The organism is Flexibacter flexilis DSM 6793, assembly GCF_900112255.1.
Taxonomy (GTDB): Bacteria; Bacteroidota; Bacteroidia; order Cytophagales; family Flexibacteraceae; genus Flexibacter; species Flexibacter flexilis.
This window is the reverse complement of the sequence record NZ_FOLE01000001.1, coordinates 559,324-581,783: the sequence shown is the minus strand read 5'-3', so window position 1 is coordinate 581,783 and position 22,460 is coordinate 559,324. Positions and strand designations below refer to the sequence as shown.

General features: G+C 43.5%; 21 protein-coding genes and 1 pseudogene. 11 read left to right on the top strand and 11 right to left on the bottom strand.

From position 1 onward, the window contains the following. Window positions 1–17: 17 nt before the first annotated feature. Together BM090_RS02505 and BM090_RS02500 are read right to left on the bottom strand one after the other, a co-directional pair. Window positions 18–908 carry a sterol desaturase family protein gene (locus BM090_RS02505; protein WP_091506758.1) on the bottom strand — a complete coding sequence of 297 codons (891 nt, stop codon included), beginning with the start codon at window positions 906–908 and terminating at the stop codon, window positions 18–20. A gap of 126 nt (window positions 909–1,034) precedes the next feature. After that, window positions 1,035–1,463, bottom strand: coding sequence for a Fur family transcriptional regulator (locus BM090_RS02500; RefSeq protein WP_091506752.1), 429 nt, complete (start codon window positions 1,461–1,463; stop codon window positions 1,035–1,037). 125 nt (window positions 1,464–1,588) lie between these two features. Here BM090_RS02500 and aroQ point away from each other — a divergent pair, with 125 nt between their 5' ends. From aroQ to BM090_RS18895, 8 genes and pseudogenes are all read left to right on the top strand, one after another. Continuing rightward, entirely contained in the window at window positions 1,589–2,011 is a 423-nt protein-coding gene (aroQ, locus tag BM090_RS02495; RefSeq protein ID WP_091506750.1) for a type II 3-dehydroquinate dehydratase, read from the top strand. Window positions 2,012–2,081: 70 nt separating this feature from the next. After that, a complete protein-coding gene (gene bcp, locus BM090_RS02490) occupies window positions 2,082–2,528 on the top strand; it encodes a thioredoxin-dependent thiol peroxidase (protein WP_091506747.1) in 447 nt (148 codons plus the stop codon). Between the two features lie 21 nt (window positions 2,529–2,549). Beyond that, window positions 2,550–3,395 (top strand): transketolase, encoded by an 846-nt coding sequence (locus BM090_RS02485; protein ID WP_091506744.1) that lies wholly within the window; start codon window positions 2,550–2,552, stop codon window positions 3,393–3,395. Window positions 3,396–3,643: 248 nt separating this feature from the next. Continuing rightward, window positions 3,644–3,856 (top strand): Sec-independent protein translocase subunit TatA/TatB, encoded by a 213-nt coding sequence (locus BM090_RS02480; protein WP_091506741.1) that lies wholly within the window; start codon window positions 3,644–3,646, stop codon window positions 3,854–3,856. Between the two features lie 12 nt (window positions 3,857–3,868). After that, window positions 3,869–5,311 carry an Asp-tRNA(Asn)/Glu-tRNA(Gln) amidotransferase subunit GatA gene (gatA, locus tag BM090_RS02475; protein ID WP_091507823.1) on the top strand — a complete coding sequence of 481 codons (1,443 nt, stop codon included), beginning with the start codon at window positions 3,869–3,871 and terminating at the stop codon, window positions 5,309–5,311. A gap of 447 nt (window positions 5,312–5,758) precedes the next feature. After that, on the top strand, window positions 5,759–6,691 hold the full coding sequence (locus BM090_RS02470; protein WP_091507820.1) for a 1-aminocyclopropane-1-carboxylate deaminase/D-cysteine desulfhydrase: 933 nt from the start codon (window positions 5,759–5,761) through the stop codon (window positions 6,689–6,691). Window positions 6,692–7,230: 539 nt separating this feature from the next. Continuing rightward, entirely contained in the window at window positions 7,231–8,130 is a 900-nt protein-coding gene (locus BM090_RS02460; protein ID WP_091506733.1) for a diacylglycerol/lipid kinase family protein, read from the top strand. 127 nt (window positions 8,131–8,257) lie between these two features. Next, a pseudogene (locus BM090_RS18895) lies at window positions 8,258–8,587 on the top strand (Glu/Leu/Phe/Val dehydrogenase dimerization domain-containing protein); the annotation flags it as partial. Here BM090_RS18895 and BM090_RS18890 read toward each other — a convergent pair. Next, window positions 8,567–8,845, bottom strand: a complete 279-nt coding sequence (locus tag BM090_RS18890) for a DUF986 family protein (protein ID WP_394333469.1) — start codon at window positions 8,843–8,845, stop codon at window positions 8,567–8,569. The pseudogene BM090_RS18895 and the gene BM090_RS18890 overlap by 21 nt on opposite strands. Here BM090_RS18890 and BM090_RS18885 point away from each other — a divergent pair. Next, on the top strand, window positions 8,807–9,493 hold the full coding sequence (locus tag BM090_RS18885; RefSeq protein WP_394333468.1) for a Glu/Leu/Phe/Val dehydrogenase: 687 nt from the start codon (window positions 8,807–8,809) through the stop codon (window positions 9,491–9,493). The genes BM090_RS18890 and BM090_RS18885 overlap by 39 nt on opposite strands. Before the next feature lie 114 nt (window positions 9,494–9,607). Here the strand turns inward: BM090_RS18885 and BM090_RS02450 are convergent, their stop codons facing one another. From BM090_RS02450 to BM090_RS02440, 3 genes are read right to left on the bottom strand one after another with little or no spacing between them, the layout of a single operon-like run. After that, window positions 9,608–10,591, bottom strand: a complete 984-nt coding sequence (locus BM090_RS02450) for a Smr/MutS family protein (protein WP_091506728.1) — start codon at window positions 10,589–10,591, stop codon at window positions 9,608–9,610. A gap of 28 nt (window positions 10,592–10,619) precedes the next feature. Further along, a complete protein-coding gene (gene lpcA, locus BM090_RS02445) occupies window positions 10,620–11,210 on the bottom strand; it encodes a D-sedoheptulose 7-phosphate isomerase (protein WP_091506724.1) in 591 nt (196 codons plus the stop codon). Window positions 11,211–11,225: 15 nt separating this feature from the next. Beyond that, the gene (locus BM090_RS02440; RefSeq protein WP_177199814.1) at window positions 11,226–12,605 is read right to left on the bottom strand and encodes a M20/M25/M40 family metallo-hydrolase; all 1,380 of its coding nucleotides are present in this window, start codon (window positions 12,603–12,605) and stop codon (window positions 11,226–11,228) included. Between the two features lie 534 nt (window positions 12,606–13,139). On the opposite strand from BM090_RS02440, the gene BM090_RS02435 reads away from it, so the two are divergent. Then, window positions 13,140–13,577 carry a response regulator gene (locus BM090_RS02435; protein WP_091506719.1) on the top strand — a complete coding sequence of 146 codons (438 nt, stop codon included), beginning with the start codon at window positions 13,140–13,142 and terminating at the stop codon, window positions 13,575–13,577. 4 nt (window positions 13,578–13,581) lie between these two features. Further along, window positions 13,582–14,283: a DNA repair protein RecO gene (gene recO, locus BM090_RS02430; protein WP_091506715.1), complete on the top strand. Its 702-nt coding sequence runs from the start codon at window positions 13,582–13,584 to the stop codon at window positions 14,281–14,283. A gap of 121 nt (window positions 14,284–14,404) precedes the next feature. On the opposite strand, the gene BM090_RS02425 is transcribed toward recO, so the two are convergent. The 5 genes from BM090_RS02425 to BM090_RS02405 form a co-directional block, all read right to left on the bottom strand. Then, complete coding sequence (locus tag BM090_RS02425) at window positions 14,405–15,841, bottom strand: TolC family protein (RefSeq protein WP_091506712.1); 1,437 nt, start codon at window positions 15,839–15,841, stop codon at window positions 14,405–14,407. Beyond that, window positions 15,819–19,025 (bottom strand): efflux RND transporter permease subunit, encoded by a 3,207-nt coding sequence (locus tag BM090_RS02420; RefSeq protein WP_091506709.1) that lies wholly within the window; start codon window positions 19,023–19,025, stop codon window positions 15,819–15,821. The genes BM090_RS02425 and BM090_RS02420 overlap by 23 nt, the downstream gene beginning before the upstream one ends. A gap of 26 nt (window positions 19,026–19,051) precedes the next feature. Further along, a complete protein-coding gene (locus BM090_RS02415) occupies window positions 19,052–20,134 on the bottom strand; it encodes an efflux RND transporter periplasmic adaptor subunit (protein ID WP_091506706.1) in 1,083 nt (360 codons plus the stop codon). A 424-nt stretch (window positions 20,135–20,558) separates the two neighbouring features. Next, window positions 20,559–21,335, bottom strand: a complete 777-nt coding sequence (locus BM090_RS02410) for a zinc ribbon domain-containing protein (protein WP_091506703.1) — start codon at window positions 21,333–21,335, stop codon at window positions 20,559–20,561. Beyond that, window positions 21,336–22,433: a Nif3-like dinuclear metal center hexameric protein gene (locus BM090_RS02405; protein WP_091506699.1), complete on the bottom strand. Its 1,098-nt coding sequence runs from the start codon at window positions 22,431–22,433 to the stop codon at window positions 21,336–21,338. Window positions 22,434–22,460: the final 27 nt, after the last annotated feature.

Genomic DNA, 22,460 nt, shown 5'->3' with positions numbered 1-22,460 from the left:
TTCTATAACACTGAAAACTATTGTTTAGTTGCATTTTCTGTGGCGGCTTCTTGCGCCCGCAACTGACTGGAGGTAAGCGTACTTCCGTCGTGGCTCCACCCTGGAGGGCCAAACACATACATCATTTTTTGCCAAAAAGTGGCTTTTTTCTCTTTCAGGTCGTGCCAAATATTGCGCCATTCATAAAACACAATGTTTATGGGATTGTAGCTTTCTTGGTTGCTGGTCAGGCCGTAGCGCGGCTTTTCGGTCTCTTCGGCAAAAGTACCAAATATTTTATCCCAAATAATGAGTACCATGCCCATATTTTTGTCCAAATACCGAACATTAGAAGCATGGTGCACGCGGTGGTGCGAGGGCGTTACCATGAACCATTCCAAGAAACCCAGCTTGCCGACCGACTCGGTGTGTACAAAAAAACCGTAGGTCTGACTTACCGCAAAAATAAAAGCCAAATCCAGTGGGTCGTAGCCCAAAAACATCAGCGGAATGTAAAAAACAAAGCGATACAGCGGCTGAAACACCGACGAACGAATCGCAACCGATAAATTGAATTTTTGGGAAGAGTGATGTGTTACGTGAACTGCCCAAAAAAATCGGCTGTAATGGTCGGTCAAATGCAGCAAGTAGTACAGCAAATCATGGATAATAAAAAGACTTATCCAGTAGAAATAACTTTTTTCTGTAAAATGAAAGAAACTGTACTGCGAACAAAATACCAAAATGGCAAACGTAAATCCGCGTGTAAGCAAGTCCAAACCGCCGTTGAGGGCTGTACAAGTCAGGTTGATGGCCGTGTCTTTTGTGTTATAGGTCGGGCGATTGAAATACCAACTCAGCACGATTTCCAGCGCAATAAAAAACGCCATCATCGGAGAGGTAAACATTAATAATTGTTGTTCGGTCATGGCTTTGAAAAGCAATAACAAAGTTTAATTGTTTTGTTTTTGTTGAAAAATGGAAGCTGATTTAATCGTTTGATTTGGTGCAAATATACACGCAAGTCCAAGACTTACGCCTTTTTAATGACTTAATTACGCACTATGGCATTTGTCGCAAACGCCTTGTACCAGCAAATTTGCTTCCAAAAACTGATAACCCGTAGGTAATGTTATTTTCGGAATATGCACATTGTCAATACATTGCGTAAGGTTGCACGACACGCATTTGAAATGTACGTGGTCGTGGTGGTGATGGCCGTGTCCGCCTTCGCACGCGGGACTACACAGGGCGTAATGTGCCGTTTCGGTATCGTCGGGCACTTTATGGATAATGCCTTTTTCTACAAAAGTTTTGAGCGTGCGATACACTGTTACGCGGTCTATGGCAGCGTTCACGGAACTTTCGATGTAAGGCTGCGAAAGCGCGTAGGCTTTGTCCAAAAATAATTGTAAAATATGTTCACGCGGCTCTGTGAGGCGCAAATCGTGTGCTTTGAGTATGGATTTTATACTGATGTTCATAGCGGTAAGGCTATCATTAAATTACAGAACAAAGGTATCTAAAGGTTTTCGCTTTTACCAAAAAACTATATATTGCCGCTATTAATTCTTCAAAATTTATTCAAGACTCAAATCCGTTTTGGTACATGAGAATACTGATAATCAATGGCCCTAACCTCAATTTGTTGGGCGTGCGCGAACCTTCCGTTTACGGAAGTATGTCTTTTGAATACTACCTGACCAACTTGCAACAACAATTTTCGGACGTACAGTTAGAGTATTTCCAGTCCAATGTGGAAGGGGAAATCATTAACGCACTGCACGCGGCGGGCTTTTCGCACAATGGCATTATCCTGAACGCTGGCGGCTATACGCATACGTCTGTGGCCATTGCCGACGCGATTTCGGCCATCAAAACGCCCGTGATAGAAGTACATATTTCCAATGTGCATTCGCGCGAAGACTATCGCCACAAAAGTATGTTGAGTAAAAATTGTGTGGGCGTGATTTCGGGTTTCGGTATGGAAAGTTATACGCTGGCTTTGGTGCATTTTATTAGTAAAAGATAGTTCCCTCCACGCAGATTTTATGTAGCTTTGCCGCCATCTAATTCAACATCATTCTTTTTCCTTTCGTTTTATGTTACAAATCGGCGACAAAGCCCCTGATTTTGAGGCAAAAGACCAAAACGGCCAAACCATTCGTCTCTCTGATTTTTTGGGCAAAAAGGTAATTCTTTATTTTTATCCAAAAGATGATACAAGCGGCTGCACGGCACAAGCCTGCAACCTCCGCGACCACCAAGAGCCTTTGCAACAAGCTGGTTATCATACGATCGGCGTAAGCATCGACAACGAAAAGTCGCACCTGAAATTTATTGAAAAATATAGCCTAAACTTTCCGCTCATCTCCGACACCGACCAAAAAGTCGTGAATTTGTACGGGGTTTGGAAAGAAAAATCTATGTACGGACGCAAATACATGGGCACGGTTCGCACCACGTTTGTTATAGACGAAAACGGCCAGATTGCGCAGATTATTGACAAAGTAAAAACGTCGGCACACGCCGCCCAAATCTTAAAATAAATCAACTTATTAATTACACAAATGAAAGATATTCAGCAACTTAGCAGTATAGCTTCACAAGTGCGCCGCGATATTTTGCGCATGGTACACGCTTGCCAATCTGGACACCCTGGCGGCTCTTTGGGTTGCACGGATTTGCTGGTGGCTCTTTATTTCCGTCAAATGCACCACAACAACCAATTCAGCATGGACGGCGTAGGCGAAGACCTTTTCTTTTTGTCCAACGGACACACCTCGCCGATGTTTTACAGTGTGTTGGCACGTGCGGGTTATTTCCCTGTGAGTGAATTGGCTACGTTCCGCCGCATCGACTCGCGCCTACAAGGCCACCCAACCACACACGAACATTTGGAAGGTGTACGCATCGCGTCAGGTTCGTTGGGACAAGGCTTGTCGGTGGCATCTGGTGCAGCGCAAGCCAAAAAGCTCAACAAAGACGACAAAAACGTGTACGTGTTGATGGGCGACGGCGAGTTGCAAGAAGGACAAGTGTGGGAAGCGGCCATGTACGCGGCGCACAACCAGATTGATAACCTTATCGGTATCGTGGATTACAACGGTCAGCAAATTGATGGCCCTGTGGCTAAAGTAAATTCGTTGGGCAATTTGGCTGCCAAATGGGAAGCGTTCGGCTGGGACGTGTTGGAGGTGGCCGAAGGCAACAACATGGCCAGCGTGGTAGCGGCTTTGGAAACTGCCAAACAATTGAGCGGCAAAGGCAAACCCGTAATGATTTTGTTGCATACGGAAATGGGCTACGGCGTAGATTTCATGATGGGCAGCCACAAATGGCACGGCGTTGCACCAAACGACGAGCAACTTTCTAACGCACTTTCGCAGTTAGAATGCACACTTGGCGACTATTAAGCCTTTGATATTCTTCTTTTTAATAAAATCCCTTCGTCGTGTGGCTTACAGGCGAAGGGATTTTCTTTGGCGTAAACAATGTTTTTTCTTTGTTTTTGAGCAAAATAAAGAACCTATTGCCGCGCATATCGCCAACGTGCTATTAGGATTAGGCGGCTTTTAGCTGTTAAAATATTCTTAATAAAAACCCAAAATTACAATTTACTGCCTATCTTTGCGGCGGTTTTTTACATAAACATTTCCAAACGATGACACAAACTAATTTTATATTCGGCTTTTTGGGAGGCTTGGGTACAGGCGAAATCGTCCTTGTATTGCTTTTGGTACTTATTTTCTTTGGTGCTAAAAAAATTCCTGAACTGGCAAGAGGTTTGGGTAAAGGCATTCGCGAGTTCAAAGACGCAACACGCGAAATCAAAAGCGAAATAGAAGAAGGCATTAAAGACGAACCTAAAAAGTAAGGCAACTTGGCTTTGAAGACATATCACTCTTTCCGCGAATTACAAGCCGACGTGCAGTCGGGTGTGGTTTCTTGTGAAGAAATCGTAGGGCATTACCTGCGCAATATCGAAGAGAAAAACAAGACACTCAACGCCTTTGTTGAGGTATATACAGATTTTGCTTTGGCGCAAGCCCAAGCCTTAGACGCTCGTATCAAGGCGGGCGAGCCTGTTGGCCGCTTGGCTGGTATGGTGATTGGCATCAAAGATGTGCTTTGCCTCAAAGATTTTGGGTTGCAGGGTTCGAGCAAGATTTTGGACAAATTCAAATCGCAGTTTACGGGTACAGCCATACAACGTTTGCTCGACGAAGATGCCATTATCATTGGTCGCCAAAACTGTGACGAATTTGCGATGGGTTCTTCCAACGAAAATTCAGCATTTGGCGTAGTTCGCAACGCCGCCGACACTACACGCGTGCCGGGTGGTTCGTCGGGTGGCTCGGCAGTAGCCGTACAAGCCGATATGTGTTGGGCTTCTATTGGCTCAGACACAGGCGGTTCGGTGCGCCAACCAGCTTCTTTTTGCGGTTTGGTGGGCTTAAAGCCAACGTACTCGCGCATTTCGCGCTACGGCCTTATTGCTTATGCTTCTTCTTTCGACTGTATCGGCCCTATCACGCGCAACGTGCCTGATGCGGCTTTGTTGTTGGAAGTAATGGCAGGAGCAGACGATTTTGACAGCACCGTTTCCCAAAAACCAGTGCCTGCTTATTCGCAGCAGTTGGCGTGGAATGGCGCAGGCAAAAAAATAGCTTATTTGCGCGAAAGCCTTGAAAGTGAAGCGATTGCACCAGCTATCCGCGAAAGCATGAAAAAACGCGTGGAGTTTTTGAAACAACAAGGCTACACGGTGGAAGGCGTAGAATTTCCGTTATTGGAATATATTTTGCCAACCTATTATATCCTGACGATGGCCGAAGCCAGTGCCAATTTGTCGCGCTACGATGGTGTACGCTACGGCCACCGCACCGAAAACGCGCCAGATTTGGAGACGATGTACAAACGCACACGCGCCGAAGGTTTCGGACGTGAAGTAAAACGCCGCATCATGCTCGGAACATTCGTGTTGAGTGCCAGCTACTACGATGCGTATTTTACGAAAGCGCAACGCGTTCGCCGCCTCATCAAGGAAAAAACAGAAAGTTTGCTTACAGAGTACGACTTTTTGTTGATGCCAACTTCTCCGACTACGGCTTTCAAAATCGGTGAAAACTCCGCAGAATCAGACCCATTGGCGATGTTTTTGGCGGATATTTATTCGGTTCAGGCCAACGTGGCAGGCGTTACGGGCATTTCGATTCCAGCAGGCAACGACGAACAAAACTTGCCTATCGGTTTGCAAATTATGGCAAATGCTTTCCGCGAAACAGATTTGTTGGCTTTCTCTAATTACTTGGAGCAACAAACTTTCTAAGCAGCATTTATTTAGAAAAAAATAGAAAACTCGCACGGCTTACCAACTGTGCGAGTTTTTTTTGTTTACTCGATATTGTTGTATATTAAATATTGTATATATAGAGGGCTTTTCTCGTAATTTTCATACATTGGAATTGGGCGTAATTAATTGTTCTTTTTCGGATAAAATCATGTCAGGGGCTAGCCTAACAACTAAAATTTGTCTTTTTCTATGGATAGGCTAATGTAGTGTTTTTGAACTAATTAATTGATAAATAATAGATTATTTTTATTGAGATTCAAATTAAAGTTAGATAAATATATGGGCTTTGGGGTTGAATCGTGCCATGAGCTAAAAATATTACTTTATCTTTTAATCTAAAATGTGGTATTTGTTAGAATTTATAACATTGTTTTTGCTGCCAATAAAAAAACGTGCATATTCGCGGACAGTTTCATACACCAAATGCCTTTTAGTATTATTTCTGATGAATTTCTGTTGCCTTCTCCGCTTGTGCGACTCGAAGATGAGTACACGTCGGCGGCAGGCGTAGCGTTGTATCTCAAGCGCGAAGACCTCATACATCAACAAATTTCGGGCAACAAGTATCGTAAACTTTTTTATAATCTGCATCAGGCACGCGCGGAGGGCAAACAAACATTGCTCACGTTTGGCGGGGCATATTCCAACCACATTTACGCGACGGCTGCGGCGGGTTATTTGCATGGTTTTCAGACGATTGGCGTTATTCGGGGCGAAGCTACCGAGCCACTCAACGAAACGTTGGCGTTTGCGCAAGCGGCAGGAATGCGATTGCATTACGCCTCGCGCGAGGCGTATCGGCACAAAACGGAGGCAGAGTTTATCGAAAAATTACGGCACGAATTTGGGGATTTTTATCTTGTTCCTGAAGGCGGAAGTAATGCGTTTGCGGTGCGAGGTTGTGAACAGATAATCAGCGAGTTAGAACAAGAATTTGATTATGTTGCGTGTGCTTGCGGAACGGGTGGCACATTGGCGGGTTTGGTGGTTGGGCTTTTGCAGCAAAATAAAAAAGCCAATGTTTTGGGCGTGCCTGTACTGAAAGGTGCAGATTTTTTGTATCAGGATATTGCCAAGCTCTTAGCGGATTATCAGCAAGTTTATAACATTGATTACAATTTGCCCCAAGCAGCCGCCGCGCGTTTTGAGTTATTTCTAGATTATCATTTTGGCGGCTATGCTAAGCGAAATCAGGATTTAGATAAATTTATAGTATGGTTTCAGGCGAAACATGATGTTCCGATTGAGTTTGTTTATACTGGCAAAATTTTATTTGGCATTTACGACCTTATTAAGAAAGAATACATCAGAAAAGGACAAAAAGTAGTAATTATACATACAGGAGGGTTGAGATAGTTTATTTTTTTGAAAAAATAGTACAAAAAATAATATTCTTTTTTCCTGTTAAAACTGAAAATTTTATATTATTTAGTTCAGTAAGCTCCAAGGTTAATGCTATGTAAAATCTGGATTAACGAAATATTATAGAAGTATTTTCGCAAATACAAACTTTCTTTAAATAAAATTAAAAAAAAATAAAATAAATTTTGGTTTTTAAAAAAGAGGTTGCATCTTTGCAGCGTCGAACAACAAAATGTTGTTTGGCCAATCTTCAAAAGTTGCATTCTGTTTCAAGTTTATAAATAATATGAAGCGCAAAAGACTTCTTTTGCGTGATTACGGAGCAACTTGGACAGCTACAATGGAAGGTAGTAAATTGTTCATCATAAGGTAGTTGTGTTGTATTTTGAATAGAGTATAACATAATTTTGAAAAGGTTTAGTTAAGAAAAGGAAGTGGAAATGGTTAGGCTCTTGGTCTGACCTTTTTTTTTGCCTGTTGCGCCGTGTCCGAACATTTTACATCTTTGTTCAATACATTTTAAGCCTTTCTCTATGCGTCTATTGTTTGTAGTCAATCCTATTTCTGGAGGCATTGCCAAAGCGGATATTGTGGACAAAATCCGTACTTTTTGCCTGCAAAAAATTTATAACGCGGATTTTTATTTTACCGAAGGAACGGAACAAGACAAATTTGAGGTCAATCGCCGTATTTGGTCCAACACTTACGATGCCATTGTTGCCGTTGGGGGCGATGGTACAGTGAATTTGGTGGGCAAACAATTGATTGGTAAAAAAATTCCGTTGGCCATCGTGCCTGTTGGTTCGGGCAATGGCCTTTCCAAAGATTTGGGTTTACCGCAAGACCCCGCCGAAGCCTTAGAAATCATTTCCAAGTATAACGTACAGCGTGTAGATACGCTATCAGTGAACGATGCGCCCGTTTTACATTTGGCCGATTTGGGATTTAATGCCCTGATTGTAAGCCGTTTCCATGAGTCGGAAACGCTGCGCGGTACGTCGGGTTATGCGTGGCATTTGTTGCGCGAATACATGACCTACGAGGCGGCTCGCTACACGATTATGGTCGAAAATGAAGCCTCTTTTGGGCTGCGTGCGTTTATGGTAACTATCGCCAACGGCAATGCGTTTGGCAGCAATTTGCGCATCAATCCTTACGGTAAACCCAATGACGGCCTGTTCGAACTTTGCATTTTGGAAGAGTTTCCCAAGACGACGGGCGTAAATATATTGTATCAACTTTTTGACGATGGAATCACGGACTCTTCGTATGCGCACGTGATTTCGTGTAGCCATGCCCGAATTGTGAATGTGGATAATGCTGATTTTCAGATAGATGGCGAAACGCAAAAACATTCACCTGATTTTTTAGACATCTATATTCGCCCAGAATCTTTGCCCATACTCATTAACCCCGCGCCTGTGTTGGGTTAATGAAAGTTATTTGCAGGAATCGTTTGTATTTACTTGCAGGTGCAGGAAATAAACGTAGTTTTGCGCCCAAATTCAGGTGTTTTCTTTAATCTGAAATCAGCATTTTTCCTCCAATAATACACCTTCCATGAAAGATTTACTAAAGAAATTTGAAGAAAAAGCCCCCGAAATCGTGTTTGAGTGGCACGATGCCGAAACTGAAGCCAAAGGCTGGGTAGTGATTAATTCCTTGCGTGGCGGTGCGGCTGGTGGCGGTACGCGTATGCGCAAAGGGCTAGACCGCCGCGAGGTGGAATCATTGGCCAAAACAATGGAAATTAAATTTACGGTGTCTGGCCCTGCCATCGGTGGCGCAAAGTCGGGTATTGATTTTGACCCACAAGACCCACGCAAACCACAAGTACTAAACCGTTGGTACAAAGCCGTTTCGCCATTGCTACGCAATTATTATGGCACGGGTGGTGACCTGAACGTGGACGAAATCCATGAAGTAATTCCCATTACGGAACAATACGGCCTTTGGCATCCGCAAGAAGGCATCGTAAACGGCCATTATAACCCGTCCAAACCCCAAAAAATCCGTAAAGTGGGTCAATTGCGTCAGGGTGTTTCTAAGGTAATCGAAGATGCAAATTACATTCCAGACCAAGCCAAACGCAAATATGTAATCGCCGACATGATTACGGGATACGGTGTGGCTCAGGCACTTAAACATTTTTATACGCTTTGGGGCGGAAGCCTGAGCGGTAAACGCGTCATCGTACAAGGTTGGGGCAACGTGGGCGCAACTGCGGCCTTGTATTTGGCCAAAGAAGGCGCGAAAGTCGTGGGCATTATTGACCGCGTGGGCGGTATTCTTAACCCCGAAGGCCTGACGCTCGACCAAGTAAAACAACTTTTTGCAGACCGCGACAGCAACACGCTGGTAAGTCCTGATTTGGTGGCTTTTGAGCAAGCCAACGCGCAAGTTTGGACGATGGGCGCAGAAATTTTTATACCTGCCGCCGCTTCACGTTTGGTAACCGAACAACAAGCTAAAGATTTGATAGCGAACGGATTGGAAGCGGTTTCGTGTGGCGCAAATGTGCCTTTTGCCGACCCAGAAATTTTCTACGGCAAAATTGCGCAATTGGTGGACGAACAAATCGCCCTTATTCCTGATTTTGTGGCTAACTGCGGCATGGCGCGTGTGTTCGCGTACCTGATGGGAGAGGAGGGAGGAAATATCACGGACGAGGCCATTTTCTCGGATATTTCTAACACCATTTTTAAGGCTTTGGAAAATATACACGCACAAAATACTTCGCGTAAAAATTTGACCCAAACAGCCTTTGAAATTTCGTTGAAACAATTGGTAAACTAATTGATATTCAGTGTTTAAAACTAAAAACCTATAAGGAAATGAGTTTTGCGATTCTAATAAAAAGCAACTCAAAAGCCTTATAGGTTTTTTATGATATAATTAAAGAATAAGCTTTTATTTCAGTTTTACGGTTGTAGCTCCGTAACCGAATTTTTCTTTGCGGGCATCTTTGTAATATTCCACAAACATATTTTTGCCCAAACGCTTGTGTATTTCGTCGCGCAAAGTGCCCGACCCTACCCCATGAATCAACGTAATTTCCGTTACGCCATTGGCTACAGCATTATCGATGGCTGCTTCAAAGGCTTTGAGTTGGCATACGAGCATTTCGTTAGCATTCATACGTGCGCGGCGCAGCGTATCAGTTATGAGCTTTTCGATGTGCAAATCTATTTCCGTTTGAGGAGGCGAAATTACTGTTTTAGATTTGTCTTTCGGATTTAAAATATTCTCTTTCAGATTTTTAGCATCAACAGAAATCGGTGCGGAAGTGGCTGGCGCATTGCTCACGTCGTCGCGGTCTATTTGGAACAAATGTGCAGGTTTGCCTAAAATCGGCGCGTTTTCTTTGCTACGGAAAAATGTAGCCGCTTTGAAACGCATACGGCGCAACATGGGCGGCTGGAACGTGTGCACGCCTTCGCGGTGATACATGAACTGAAACACCATAATCGGCCAGCGGTCAAATTCTTTTACCAACATGATGTCAGGCATTTTGACCGAAGAGCGTTGGCGCAAAACGCCCGTGAAAACGCCTTTGTAAATGCCGCTTTGTTCGTGGCCAAACGTCATTAGCAAATCAAAATCGGTGTTGTTGATGATGTGCAACAGTAATTCGCGGTCGTTGAAAGCTTCGAAAGCCAAGAAAATGCCTTGCGTCGCGTAAACGGGTTGCGTGGGTACGGCATTTTTGGTTTCTTCTGGCCTTTTGCCAAAAGCAACGGCTTCGGATTGAGAAATAATAGACACTTCGCGACGCAGCACAGGGATACGGAAATCGCCATCAATGGCCACTTCAACAGTCTGTGGGTCAATTATTTTGGTAATTACGCCTTCTTCTTTGTGGTGCAGTAGGCGCACGCGGTCGCCGATATTCATACGATAATGAGTTTTAATTTTTGTGAAATTATCCCAATACTTTTTGCTCGATGAGCAGCATCAGGATATGAATTACTTTGATGTGAACCTCTTGGATTCGGTCGGCGTAGCCAAAATGCGGCACGCGAATTTCTACATCGGCAAGCCCCGCCATTTTACCGCCATCTTTGCCCGTAAGCAATACTACTTTCATGTTTTTTTGTCGGGCAGCTTCCACGGCGCGTAGCACGTTGGCCGAGTTGCCGCTGGTGCTTAGGCCGAGCAATACGTCACCTTCGCGGCCAAGTCCTTCCACGTAGCGCGAGAAAATATATTCAAAACCAAAGTCGTTGGCCGTGCAAGTAATGTGACTTACGTCCGAAATGGCTATGGCAGGCAAGGCACGACGATTTTCGCGGTAGCGGCCGCTTAACTCTTCGGCAAAGTGCATCGCATCGCAATGCGAACCGCCATTTCCGCACGAAAGAATTTTGCCGCCAGCGTTGATAGAATCAGCCATGAGCTGAGCCGCCGCTTCGATTTGTGCAATGTTATTTTCGTTGGCCATAAATGCCGCCAATACGTTGGCTGCTTCTTGTAATTCGGCATAAATTTGTGCAATAGCCTGATTATTAGCCATAAAGCAAAAAGATTTTTATTTAATTTTCTTCAATGAAATATTTTCCAGAAAACGAAGATACACGTTTTTTCCGTCGCGTAGCTGTTGCAAACTGATGCGTTCGTCTGGATTATGAATCGTTTGGAGTTGCTCGCGCGTCATAAAAATAGGCGTAATTCCGTACACCAGCACACCTTTTTCACGGAAATAATTGTTGTCGGAAGAGGCAGGAAACAGAATCGGCATGACGGCGGCTTGCGGAAAAACTTCTTGTATCGCTTTGTCAAGTGCTTCGTAATAAGGCGTTTCTGGCGAAGATTCTTCGGCTTCGGGCGATTCGTTGATGACCGAAATTTTAAAACGAGGCTCAATGAGACCGTATTTAATATCACGAATAAATTTTTTGCGATTTGCGCCAGGCAGTAGCCTACAATCCAGATAAGCGGTTGCTTTATTAGAAATTTGGTTGGGCGGGCCAGGCGGATTGTACATATTGGTGAGCGTGCTGGTATTGCTCAACACCGACCTGAAAACGGGCTCATTTTCCATGATTTTGTTAAGCACTGGGCGCATCACCCACCAGTTTATATGCTTGATCAAGAAGCCTTTAAATCCGCCTTCCAGCTTGCCCAACTCCCTGAACATACGTTTGTTGGTTTTGTTGAAATCAATGCGCGTATCAATGTTATTGAGTTTGGTCAGGGCTTTAACCATCGCTTTGTTGGCGTAGCTGCGCGGCGGAGATGCACCGTGCCCAAAGGTTACGAATTTGAGTTCAAGCTTGAGCCACAAGTTATTTTTTTCGGCCACCGAAATCCCGAAAACGTGCTTTTCTGGTTTGGACGGAACGACATTGTCCACGCCCGAACCGCCTTCGCCGTACACGGCTACCGCGTTTAGTTCTTTCAAAAATTCATTGACAATAATTTTTGCGCCATTAAAACCGCCCGTTTCTTCGCCCGACACGGCCAACAGCGTAATATTATACGGAAATTCGGTATTCGGATATTTGTGGCGAAGCTCCAGCATCGCACCTAACTGCATGATAGCCATTCCTTTAGCATCCAGTGCGCCACGTCCCCAAACGGCAGTATCAGTGATTTGGCCAGCATACGGCGGCAGCGTCCATTCGTTGCTGTCACTGGCGGGAACTACGTCTATGTGGCTGAGTAGCACCAAATTGGGCTTTCCGGCACTCAACGGATAAAGCGATGCGGCGAAATTGAAGGAAGAATCTAAATCGGTGAAAATGCGTAAGTGTAGGTTTTGTTTTTGGCATAAATCCGCCAAAAAACGCCCTGCTGGTTTCTCATGGCCACTTTCGGAAGCCAATGAAATATATTGACTAAGCCATAACGCCAGCGAATCGGTAGGGGTGGCCTTGCCTTGCAGCGTCAGGCCACTGAGCAAGAACAAGAATAGAAATATTTTTTTTATGAAAGAATATCTAAACAAAGCGCAAGTATAAAGCTGATTTTACCATAAAATCGTAAAATAATACGCAAAAATAACCTTTTAGTTGTTGAAAGAAAAGGTATTATTTCAGTAAAAACAACCTATGAGGCGATTGAGATAGTAAAAGCAGCTTTTTAAATAACTTTTTAGAATGTAATAAATTTTTTTTATGATAAAATAAGCTTATTATTATTTGTAAACAATTTAATATTTGGCAGAAATAATGTTTTTATTGAAAATATTTTGTTTAAAATATCTGCTATGAATATATTGCGTCCTTATTCTCTTAGTTGTAATTATTTTAAAGATGAATTATACTTATCCTGTATAATATATCGAATAATAAAAAAAGAAATAATTAGACTTAATAAGTATAAAACTTACATGATAGTAAATTGCCTCAAAAATTAGTAGATAGTATATTATATAGGTAACTACCTTTATGATAACGACATATTTCGTAAGAGGACGCTAAATCGATCAATCAAATTGCTAATGAATCCTGCACCGACAACTCCATTTGTATTACTAATAGACGATAACGATACAGATAATCTTATTTCTAAACGCATACTCGAATTAACAGGATTTAGCAATAATATACTGGTCAAAAATTCGAGCGTGGCGGCTATCGATTGGCTGCGTGTGGTGGTCAATGACCAAGCCGCCGCAATGCCCGATTGGATTTTTTTGGATATAAATATGCCCATGCTTGATGGTTTTGATTTTGTAACAGCTTTTGAACAGCTGACCGACAAAATGTCAAGACGTGCGCGTATTGTTATTCTTTCCAGCTCCGACAGCCGTGCCGACATCGAACGCATGATGAAGAATCCATGTGTAACTGGTTTTATTACTAAACCACTCACAACCAGTAATTTAAGTCAGTGGCAAGCCTCTTTTCCTACCGAAAGTTTGGGGCTTATAGGCTAATGCTATGAAGTTAGAAAAAACGCGCGGCATTGTATTGGGCTACGTTCGGTATAGCGAAACCTCCATTGTCGTGCGGATTTACACGGATATGTTCGGGACGCAGGCCTACATTGTAAATGGCGTGCGTTCGGCCAAGTTAAAAACCAATAAAATAGCACTGTATCAACCACTTACGGTCTTGGATTTGGTGGTATATCAGTCCGAAAAAACAGACAGCCTTCAGCGAATCAGCGAGGCGCGTTGCCCAGTGGTGTGGGCTAATATTTCTACCAATTTTTTAAAAACAACAATTGCATTATTTTTGGCTGAGGTGCTGGATTTGGTGTTACAGCAAGAAGCCCCCAACCCAGAGTTGTTCGATTTTTTGGTCAATTCTTTACGCGTTTTTGATTTGCAAACGCACGAAATTGAGAATTTTCATTTGCGTTTTTTGCTCAAATTAACCCGATTTTTAGGGTTTGCGCCTTCTTCCGCCGACGATATTTATAATCTTATTTACAAGGCAGAATTTCAGTCGTGGCGCACCATTATTCCCGCACAAGAACAGGCTATTTTAGCGCATTTAATTCACTCGCAATACACCGATGAGTTGCTAATAAATAACCACATACGCAGACATTTGCTTGACCAAATCTTGCTTTTTTATGAAAATAATTTACAAAACTGGCGAAAATTACGTTCGATTGAAGTGCTAAGAAGTTTGTAAAAACAAGATACTATGACCCAAATAAAAAGGGCTAACCTAAAAAGTTAGCCCTTTTTGCTTAAACGACTGACAATCAAAATGCCCTATGAGAAAAACATTTTTCTTGTTGGGTAAATATCATCTATCTCCAGCCACCGCCAACGGCTCTGTAAGCGTTTACGCTGGCATTGAGTTGCTGCATTTTTATTTCGATAAGCTCAAAACGTGCTTCCAGCGCGTCGCGTTGCGTCATTAGCACTTCCATGTAATCAGCTCTGGCAGATTTGAATAAGCCCGTCGAAATGTCAATGGACTGCGTCAGTGCCGTTACTTGTTGCGATTTGAGGTCGTAGCTTTTTTGCAAATTACTGATTTTGGAAACCTGATTGGCTACCTCAATGTAAGCGTTCAGAATGCTACGTTCGTAGTTGTAAACGGCCTGAATCTGCTTGGCGTTGGCACTGATATAAGCAGCTTTAATGCCATTTCTGTTGACCAATGGAGCTAACAAATCGCCCGCTAAATTGTACATCAACGATTCAGGTGTTTTGAGTAAATAACTCGGATTGAAGGCGTTATAACCCAAACCAGCCGTAATGCTAAATTGCGGATAGAATCGGGCTTTAGCTACTTTTACGTCCAGTTTGGCGGCGGCGAGTTCAAACTCGGCGCGTCTGATGTCTGGGCGATTGGCCAAAAGCTGCGAAGGCAAACCCACTTGCACGGTGTGCGGAATCATATTCGTGAAATTGTCCGAATTGCGCGTAATAGGTTGCGGATAGCGACCCACCAAGAAATTGATGCGGTTTTCTGTTTCAATAATTTGTTGTTGTATGGCAAATTGTAGGCTTCTGGTCTTGAAAACTTCGGCTTCAAACTTGCGAACCGCCAGCTCTGTTACTTTGGTTGCTTCTTTTTCCAGTTTTACGATGGCTAAGGCATTGCTCTGAATCTGTATGTTTTGATTCAGGATAGCAAGTTGATTATCAAGGGCTAATAGCTCATAATACGAACCTGAAATTTCTGTTACTAAATTCGTTACCATGAAATTTTTGCCTTCTACGGAAGCTAAATACTTGCTGGCCGCCGATTTTTTGGCGTTGCGCAACTTGTGCCAAATATCCACTTCCCAAGTAGCGTAGCCACCCAACACAAAGTTTGGTAGCGGGTCGGGCGTAGCTTTCCCTGGTTTAATTTCGGTAGTTGCTTCGCTCGAACCTTTGCTTGTGTAGCGACCCGATTTGTCCACACCAGCACCCACGCCCACGCCCACGAAAGGCAAATATTCCCCTTTGCGTGCGCGTACTTCGTTGCGTGCGATTTCTATTTCTTGTAAAGTAATATTAAGCTCTTGGTTATTTCTTAGAGCCGTATCAATAAGGGCAACCAGATTGGGGTCAGTGAAAAATTGTCTCCAACTCTGTGTAGCCGTATTGGTGGAGTCTTGCGAGCCATTGGTGTAGCTCGCAGAGACTGTTTTATTTTCTTTTTTCTCGATAATAGCGGGCATTTTACAAGCCGTAAAGGCCAACAAGAAAAAAGCGATTCCCGCATATTTATTCATGTGCTGTGTGGTCATGTCCGTTGTGGTGGTGAGGGTGATGATTTTCAACTTCTTCTGTAAGAGGTGTTTCGTGTTCGTCTCTGATCAGGTGGCGGCCATCGGCAAGCGTACCAAATACATAGTACAAGCCTGGCACAATCACTACGCCGAATATCGTACCGAACAACATACCACCGAGCGCGGAAGCACCAATCGTATGGTTACCAATAGCTCCAGGTCCTGTGGCAATTACCAACGGAATCAAGCCCGCGATAAAGGCAAAGGAAGTCATCAGGATTGGGCGGAAACGTGCTCTTGCGCCCTCAATAGCCGACTCATAAACACTTAGGCCTTCCTGATGTCGCTGTATGGCGAACTCCACAATCAGTACGGCATTTTTACCCAGCAAGCCGACGAGCATTACCAAACCAACTTGTGCGTACACGTCGTTGGCCACACCCATAAAGTCAATGAACACAAATGCACCGAAAATACCCACAGGCAAGGAAAGAATTACGGCCAAAGGCAAAATGAAACTTTCGTATTGGGCGGCAAGTACCATGTAAACGAACGCTAACACAATGATAAAGATGTAGATAGCTTCGTTTCCGCGAGATACTTCGTCTTTTTGCAAACCTGCCCAGTCGATGTCAAAACCACGAGGCAAAGTCTTGTGTGCCACTTCTTGTACGGCCTTGATGGCCTCACCACTACTGTAACCTTTGGCAGCAGAACCTCTAATTGAAGCGGTCGTGTACATATTATAACGGTTGATTTCGTTCGCGCCCTGCGTCTTTTTGATGCGCATGAATGCCGAGAACGGCACCATTTCGCCACGGTCATTTTTTACCCACATATTCAAAATATCTTCAGGCAAACGGCGATATTCTGGCGAAGACTGCACGAATACTTTAAAGAAACGTTGGTATTTGATAAAACCTAATTCGTAGGTACTACCCACCATAATCGAAAGTGTGTTCATGGCATTACCAATCGAAACGCCTTTTTGCATGGCCAATTGGTTGTCAATTTCCAATTCGTATTGCGGATAATTGGCACTATAAAACGTGAACAGACCCGACAATTCTTTGCGTTTTTTCAACTCGTTCATAAAGTCTGTAGTTACTTTGCCGAGTTGGTTATAATCGCCCGTATTAGTTTTGTCGAGCAATTGGAGGGCAAAACCACCCGCAGCACCATAACCCGGTACGGCTGGAGGGTCGAAAAATTCGATAGTCGCCCCTGGTATATCTTTTGCTTTTTCTTCAAGCTCATAAATCACTTCCGAAACCGTGTGTTTGCGTTCTGCCCAAGGCTTCAAGTTGATAAGACAAGTACCTGAGTTAGAACCACGACCTTCCGTAAGTACCTCATAACCAGCCAAAGCAGATACCGATTGAATGCCTTCTACTTTCTCTGCCACTTCTTGTAGCTGACGCGTAATGTCGTTGGTACGTTCGAGCGTAGAACCTGGAGGTGTTTGGATAATGGCATAAATCATGCCTTGGTCTTCGCTTGGGATAAAGCCTGTCGGAATTTTATTAGCAATACCCAGCACCCCAAAACTGAACACTATCAGGATACCAAACGTAACCACGCGGCGGCCTACAATCACACGCAAGAAGTCCGTGTATTTACCCGTAATTTTCTCGAAACCTCTGTTGAAAGCATCGAAAAATTTATCCATTGGCGATTTTTTCTTCGGCTGGCCATGGTTGTGTTTCAAAATCATGGCGCAAAGCACAGGCGTAAGCGTAAGAGCCACAAGACCCGAAAGTACAATCGAAGTGGCCATCGTAATAGAAAACTGACGATAGAACACACCCACAGGACCAGTCATGAAGGCCACAGGCACAAATACGGCAGTCATCAACAAAGTAATGGCGATAACCGCGCCGCTAATTTCTCCTAATACTTTCTGGACGGCCTTATATGGGGATAGATGTTCTTCTTCCATCTTGGCATGGACGGCTTCCACCACCACAATGGCATCATCTACCACAATACCGATAGCCAACACCAACGCGAACAATGTAATCATGTTGATAGTCAGGCCGAACATCTGCATAAAGATAAACGCACCAATCAAGGACACAGGCACGGCAAGCGTTGGGATAAGCGTCGAACGCCAATCGCCTAAGAACAAGAACACTACCAAAGCCACCAAAATAAAGGCATCGCGAAGGGTGTGAATTACGCTTTCCGTAGAGGCATCAAGGAAGTTAGAAACGTCGTAGCTAATTTCGTAGTTCATACCTGGAGGGAAAGACGATTGTTTCAATTCGTCCAACTTGGCTTTTACTTCTTTGATTACGTCGTTGGCATTACTGCCGTCTGTTTGTTTCAGCACGATAGCCGCCGAAGGGTTGCCGTTTAGGTTAGAGTAAATGTCATAATATTCACTACCCAACTCCACGTTTGCTACATCTTTGAGGCGCAAAATTTCGCCATTCGGATTGGCTTTGATAATTACGTTATTGTATTGTTGGGGGTCGTTGAAACGACCTGCGTAAGTAAGTACATATTCGAGGGCTTCGGCGCGTTTACCGTCGCTTCGGCCAATACGACCTGGTGAACCGATTACGCTTTGGTCGGCGAGGGCTTCCATGATTTCGTCTGGAGAAATGTTATAAGCTCTCATGCGGTCGGGTTTTAACCAAATACGCATTGCGTACTGGCGGCTACCCAAGATACGCGCCTGACCGATACCGTTAATACGTTGTAATTCAGGCAAAATATTTACCCCAGCAAAGTTGAACAAGAACTTCATATCGGAGTTTTTGTCTGTACTGTACAAGTTCACGTACATCAACATACTGTTCATTACGCGGTTCACGATTACCCCTTCACGTTGTACGAGGACGGGCAAACGGTTCAATACCTGCGCGATACGCGTATTTACTTGTACAAGGGCTTGGTCTGGGTCTGTACCTAAATTAAAGATAATTTGAATGTTGGCTTCGCCCGCACTCGTACCCGTCGAAACCATGTATTTCATGCCTGGTACGCCGTTGATGGCTTGTTCCAAAGGAATCAGTACCGATTCGGTAAGTACTTTGGCACTGGCACCAGGGTAAGAAGCGGCCACCATTACCATTGGCGGGGCAATTTCGGGGAACTGTGATTTTGGCAACGTGTTGATAGCCAAAGTTCCCATAAAGATGATGACCAGCGAAATGACAATCGCAAGCACTGGTCTATGAATGAATTTTTGAAACATTTCTTGTGTGGTTTAATGCCCTAAAGTTACTCTGTATATACGTTGAGGTGAGAAATAACCTTTTTAGGGTCTTCGTATTCAAATACAATCTTGTCGTTGTCTCTTACTTTGCGTAAGCCTTCGAGCAAGATTTTTTCTCCATTGTTCAAACCGTTTTTGATTACATACAAGTCGGGCATTTCGGCAGCGATGTTGATTTCGCGCGAGTGTACTTTGTTATCTTTATCCACCACAAAAACATAGCGTTTTTCCAGTATTTCAAACGTTGCTTTTTGTGGAATAATCATTGCGCCTGAAAGTGGCGTAACTACTTGAATATTACCAGTTTCGCCATGACGCAACAAACCTTTCGGATTGGGGAATGTTGCTCTGAAAGCAATATTACCAGTTTCGTTGTTAAAATCCGCTTCGATGGTTTCTACTACACCTTTGTAATCAAACATTTTGTTGTTGGCCATTACCAAACTTACGCGCAAAAGGCTATCGTCTTTGATAAGTGATTTGTAGTCCAAATACTCGGCTTCTGGTACGTTGAAGTAAACCCACATTTTGCTATTGTCCGAAAGCGTTGTGAGCAAATCGCCTTCCGATACGAGGCTACCCAATCGTACTTGGAAATGGTCCATAATGCCGTTGAATGGCGCACGAATTTCCGTAAAACCTAAGTGTACTTGCGCCAATTGCATTTCGGCTCTGGCTTTGTCTAGTTTGGCTTTTGCAAGAGCCAACTCATTGGCAGATACTACGTTGTTATCGGCAAGTTGTTTAGTGTTTTTGTATTCGATTTCTGCAAATTCTACTTCGGCTTTTTGCTTTTGCAACTCGGCTTGGTAGAGCATCGGCATTACTTTAAACATAAGCTGCCCTTTTTTGAGGTGCTGGCCTTCGTCCACATAAATTTTTTCCAAATAACCTCTTTCCAAAGCCCTCAACTCAATGTGGCTAATGGCCTTAATTTGGCATACATATTCTTTCGTTACCAAAGTGTCTTTGATAAGTGGACTGGTAACCAAAAACTTTGTTTGTGCTTCTTTTTCCTCGTGGTGATGAGAACAACTTGTTGAGCCAACTGTTGCACATAGACCCAAAAGCAAAATAAATTTTCTCATAGTTGATAATTTTTATGAATAAGATGTTGAGGTAATGCTACTGATTTGATGGACGATAGCGGTTTATTTGCCTGACCAATAATAAGAACATTGTTAGATAAATTAGCAAACTAAACTAACTTACAACAATGGTTGAAAATATTTTTATCGGAAAATTCATAGTGGTTTTCATCGTACTTAATACCTATTTTGTCTAAATGCTATTTGATATAGCAAAGGTGGGTTCTATTTGCTTTTTAAGAATTAAAATGGAATTAAGGTGTAATTAAAAATCAATTAAAACGCGGAACTTCTTCTTAATTCTTTGGCAAAAGAAAAGGGGTGGAATTGAAAAAATGGAGAAAAACAATGCAAAAAATAAAAGGTCGCTTAGAAAAATCTTCTAAGCGACCTTTTAGGTAATATGTGTTAAAGCCTGAACTTGTTATTCAGCAGACGCAGCAGAGCGGCGTGTACGTGGTGCTGGTTCTTGTTCGGCTACTTGTTCGGCTTCGGCCAAAATACGTCCGCAGTGTTCGCAAACGATAATTTTCTTTTTCTCGCGAATATCTGCTTGGCGTTGAGGCGGAACGCGGTTGAAACAACCACCGCAGGCATCACGTTTTACAGCAACGACAGCCAAACCGTTTTGAGCGTTTGAGCGCACGCGGTTGTAAGAATATAACAAACGTTCTTCGATTTCTGTGGCAGCTTCGTCGCGCACAACCATCAATTTGTCTTCTTCTTCTTGGCTTTCTGCGATAATTACTTCCAATTCTGCTTTTTTCGCATCCAAATCTTTTTTGCGTTCGGCTAAAAGACGTTTGATACCTTCGATGTCTTCGTTTTTACGCTCGATTTTGAAGGTAGCTTCACGGATACGCTTCTCACAAAGCTGAATGTCAAGGCTGGTAACTTCTATTTCTTTGGAGATAGCATCAAATTCGCGGTTGTTGCGAACATTTTGCTGTTGCTCCTGATACTTTTTAATAAGTTTCTCGGCATCTTTAATGGCTATTTTGTTCTTAGAGATTTCCTCTTGGAACACCGCATTTTCGCCAGTAAATTTGCTAATACGTGTCTCATAACCAGCGATTTCGTCTTCTAAGTCGCGAACTTCTTCTGGCAAATCACCACGTACTTTTTTTATTTCATCTAACTGCGAATCAATGGCTTGCAGCTTCATTAAAGATTCCAGTTTTTGGGCTACGGTCCTTTCCATCTAATAATAATTTATCGGGTTGGTAACAATTTTTGATAAATTGAGCGCGATATTACTAAATTTTTCCGACAACATCTTCAAAAATAAATCTTTTGTAAAAATTTCACTTTCGTAATGACCAATGTCGGCGATAATTAATCGGCCTTCGGCATCGAAAAACTCATGATATTTTACGTCGGCAGTTACAAAAACATCCGCTTGCGCTCGCAGCGCATCTCCCAGCAAGAAAATCCCCGAACCGCCACACAGGGCCACACGCTGCACCGTTTTGCCACGCAAAGGCGTATGACGCACGCAGGCCAGCTGCATTTTTTCTTTCAAATAAGCCAAAAAATCTGTTTCTGCAAGTGGTTCGGCCAATTCGCCAACCATTCCCGACCCAACTTCTTGCCACTGATTTTCAAGTGATTGTAAATAATAGGCTACTTCTTCGTAAGGGTGCGCCGTGCGCATGGCCTGCAATACGCGACTTTCGGCAAAGGCTGGCAAAATCACTTCAATTTTTTGTTCGCTTACGTGCTCCAGTTCATTGACTTTGCCGATGCTGGGGTTGGCTTGCGCGTTGGGCAAAAACGTTCCCGTTCCTTCGCTTACAAAACTGCAATGCGAATAATTGCCGATGTTACCTGCGCCTGCAGCGTGTAGCGCATCGAGTAGGGCAGGGCTGTGTGTTGCTGGCACAAATACGGTCAGTTTGCGAAGTAATTGTTTTTTGGGTGAAAGAATGCGCGTATTTTGCAAATCCAGTTGTTGCGCAATACGTTGATTTACACCGTTATAAACATTATCCAGATTGGTGTGTGCAGCGTAAATAGCAATGTCGTTTTTGATGGCTTTCATCACGGTACGTTCTACATACGAGTTGCCGTTAAAGCGTTTTAACCCCTTGAAAACGATGGGGTGGTGCGCCACAATAAGATTACAGTTTGTTTTGATGGCTTCTTGCACGACTTCTTCGGTACAATCCAAGCAAATGAGTATGCCCGTGACGGTTTGGTTGGGTTGCCCGACGATAAGTCCTGCATTGTCGTAAGATTCTTGCAGCGAAAGAGGGGCGAGGCTTTCCAAGAAACGAGTGATGTCCTGAATTTGATACATTTAATTTTTATAGAAAAATGACGATAA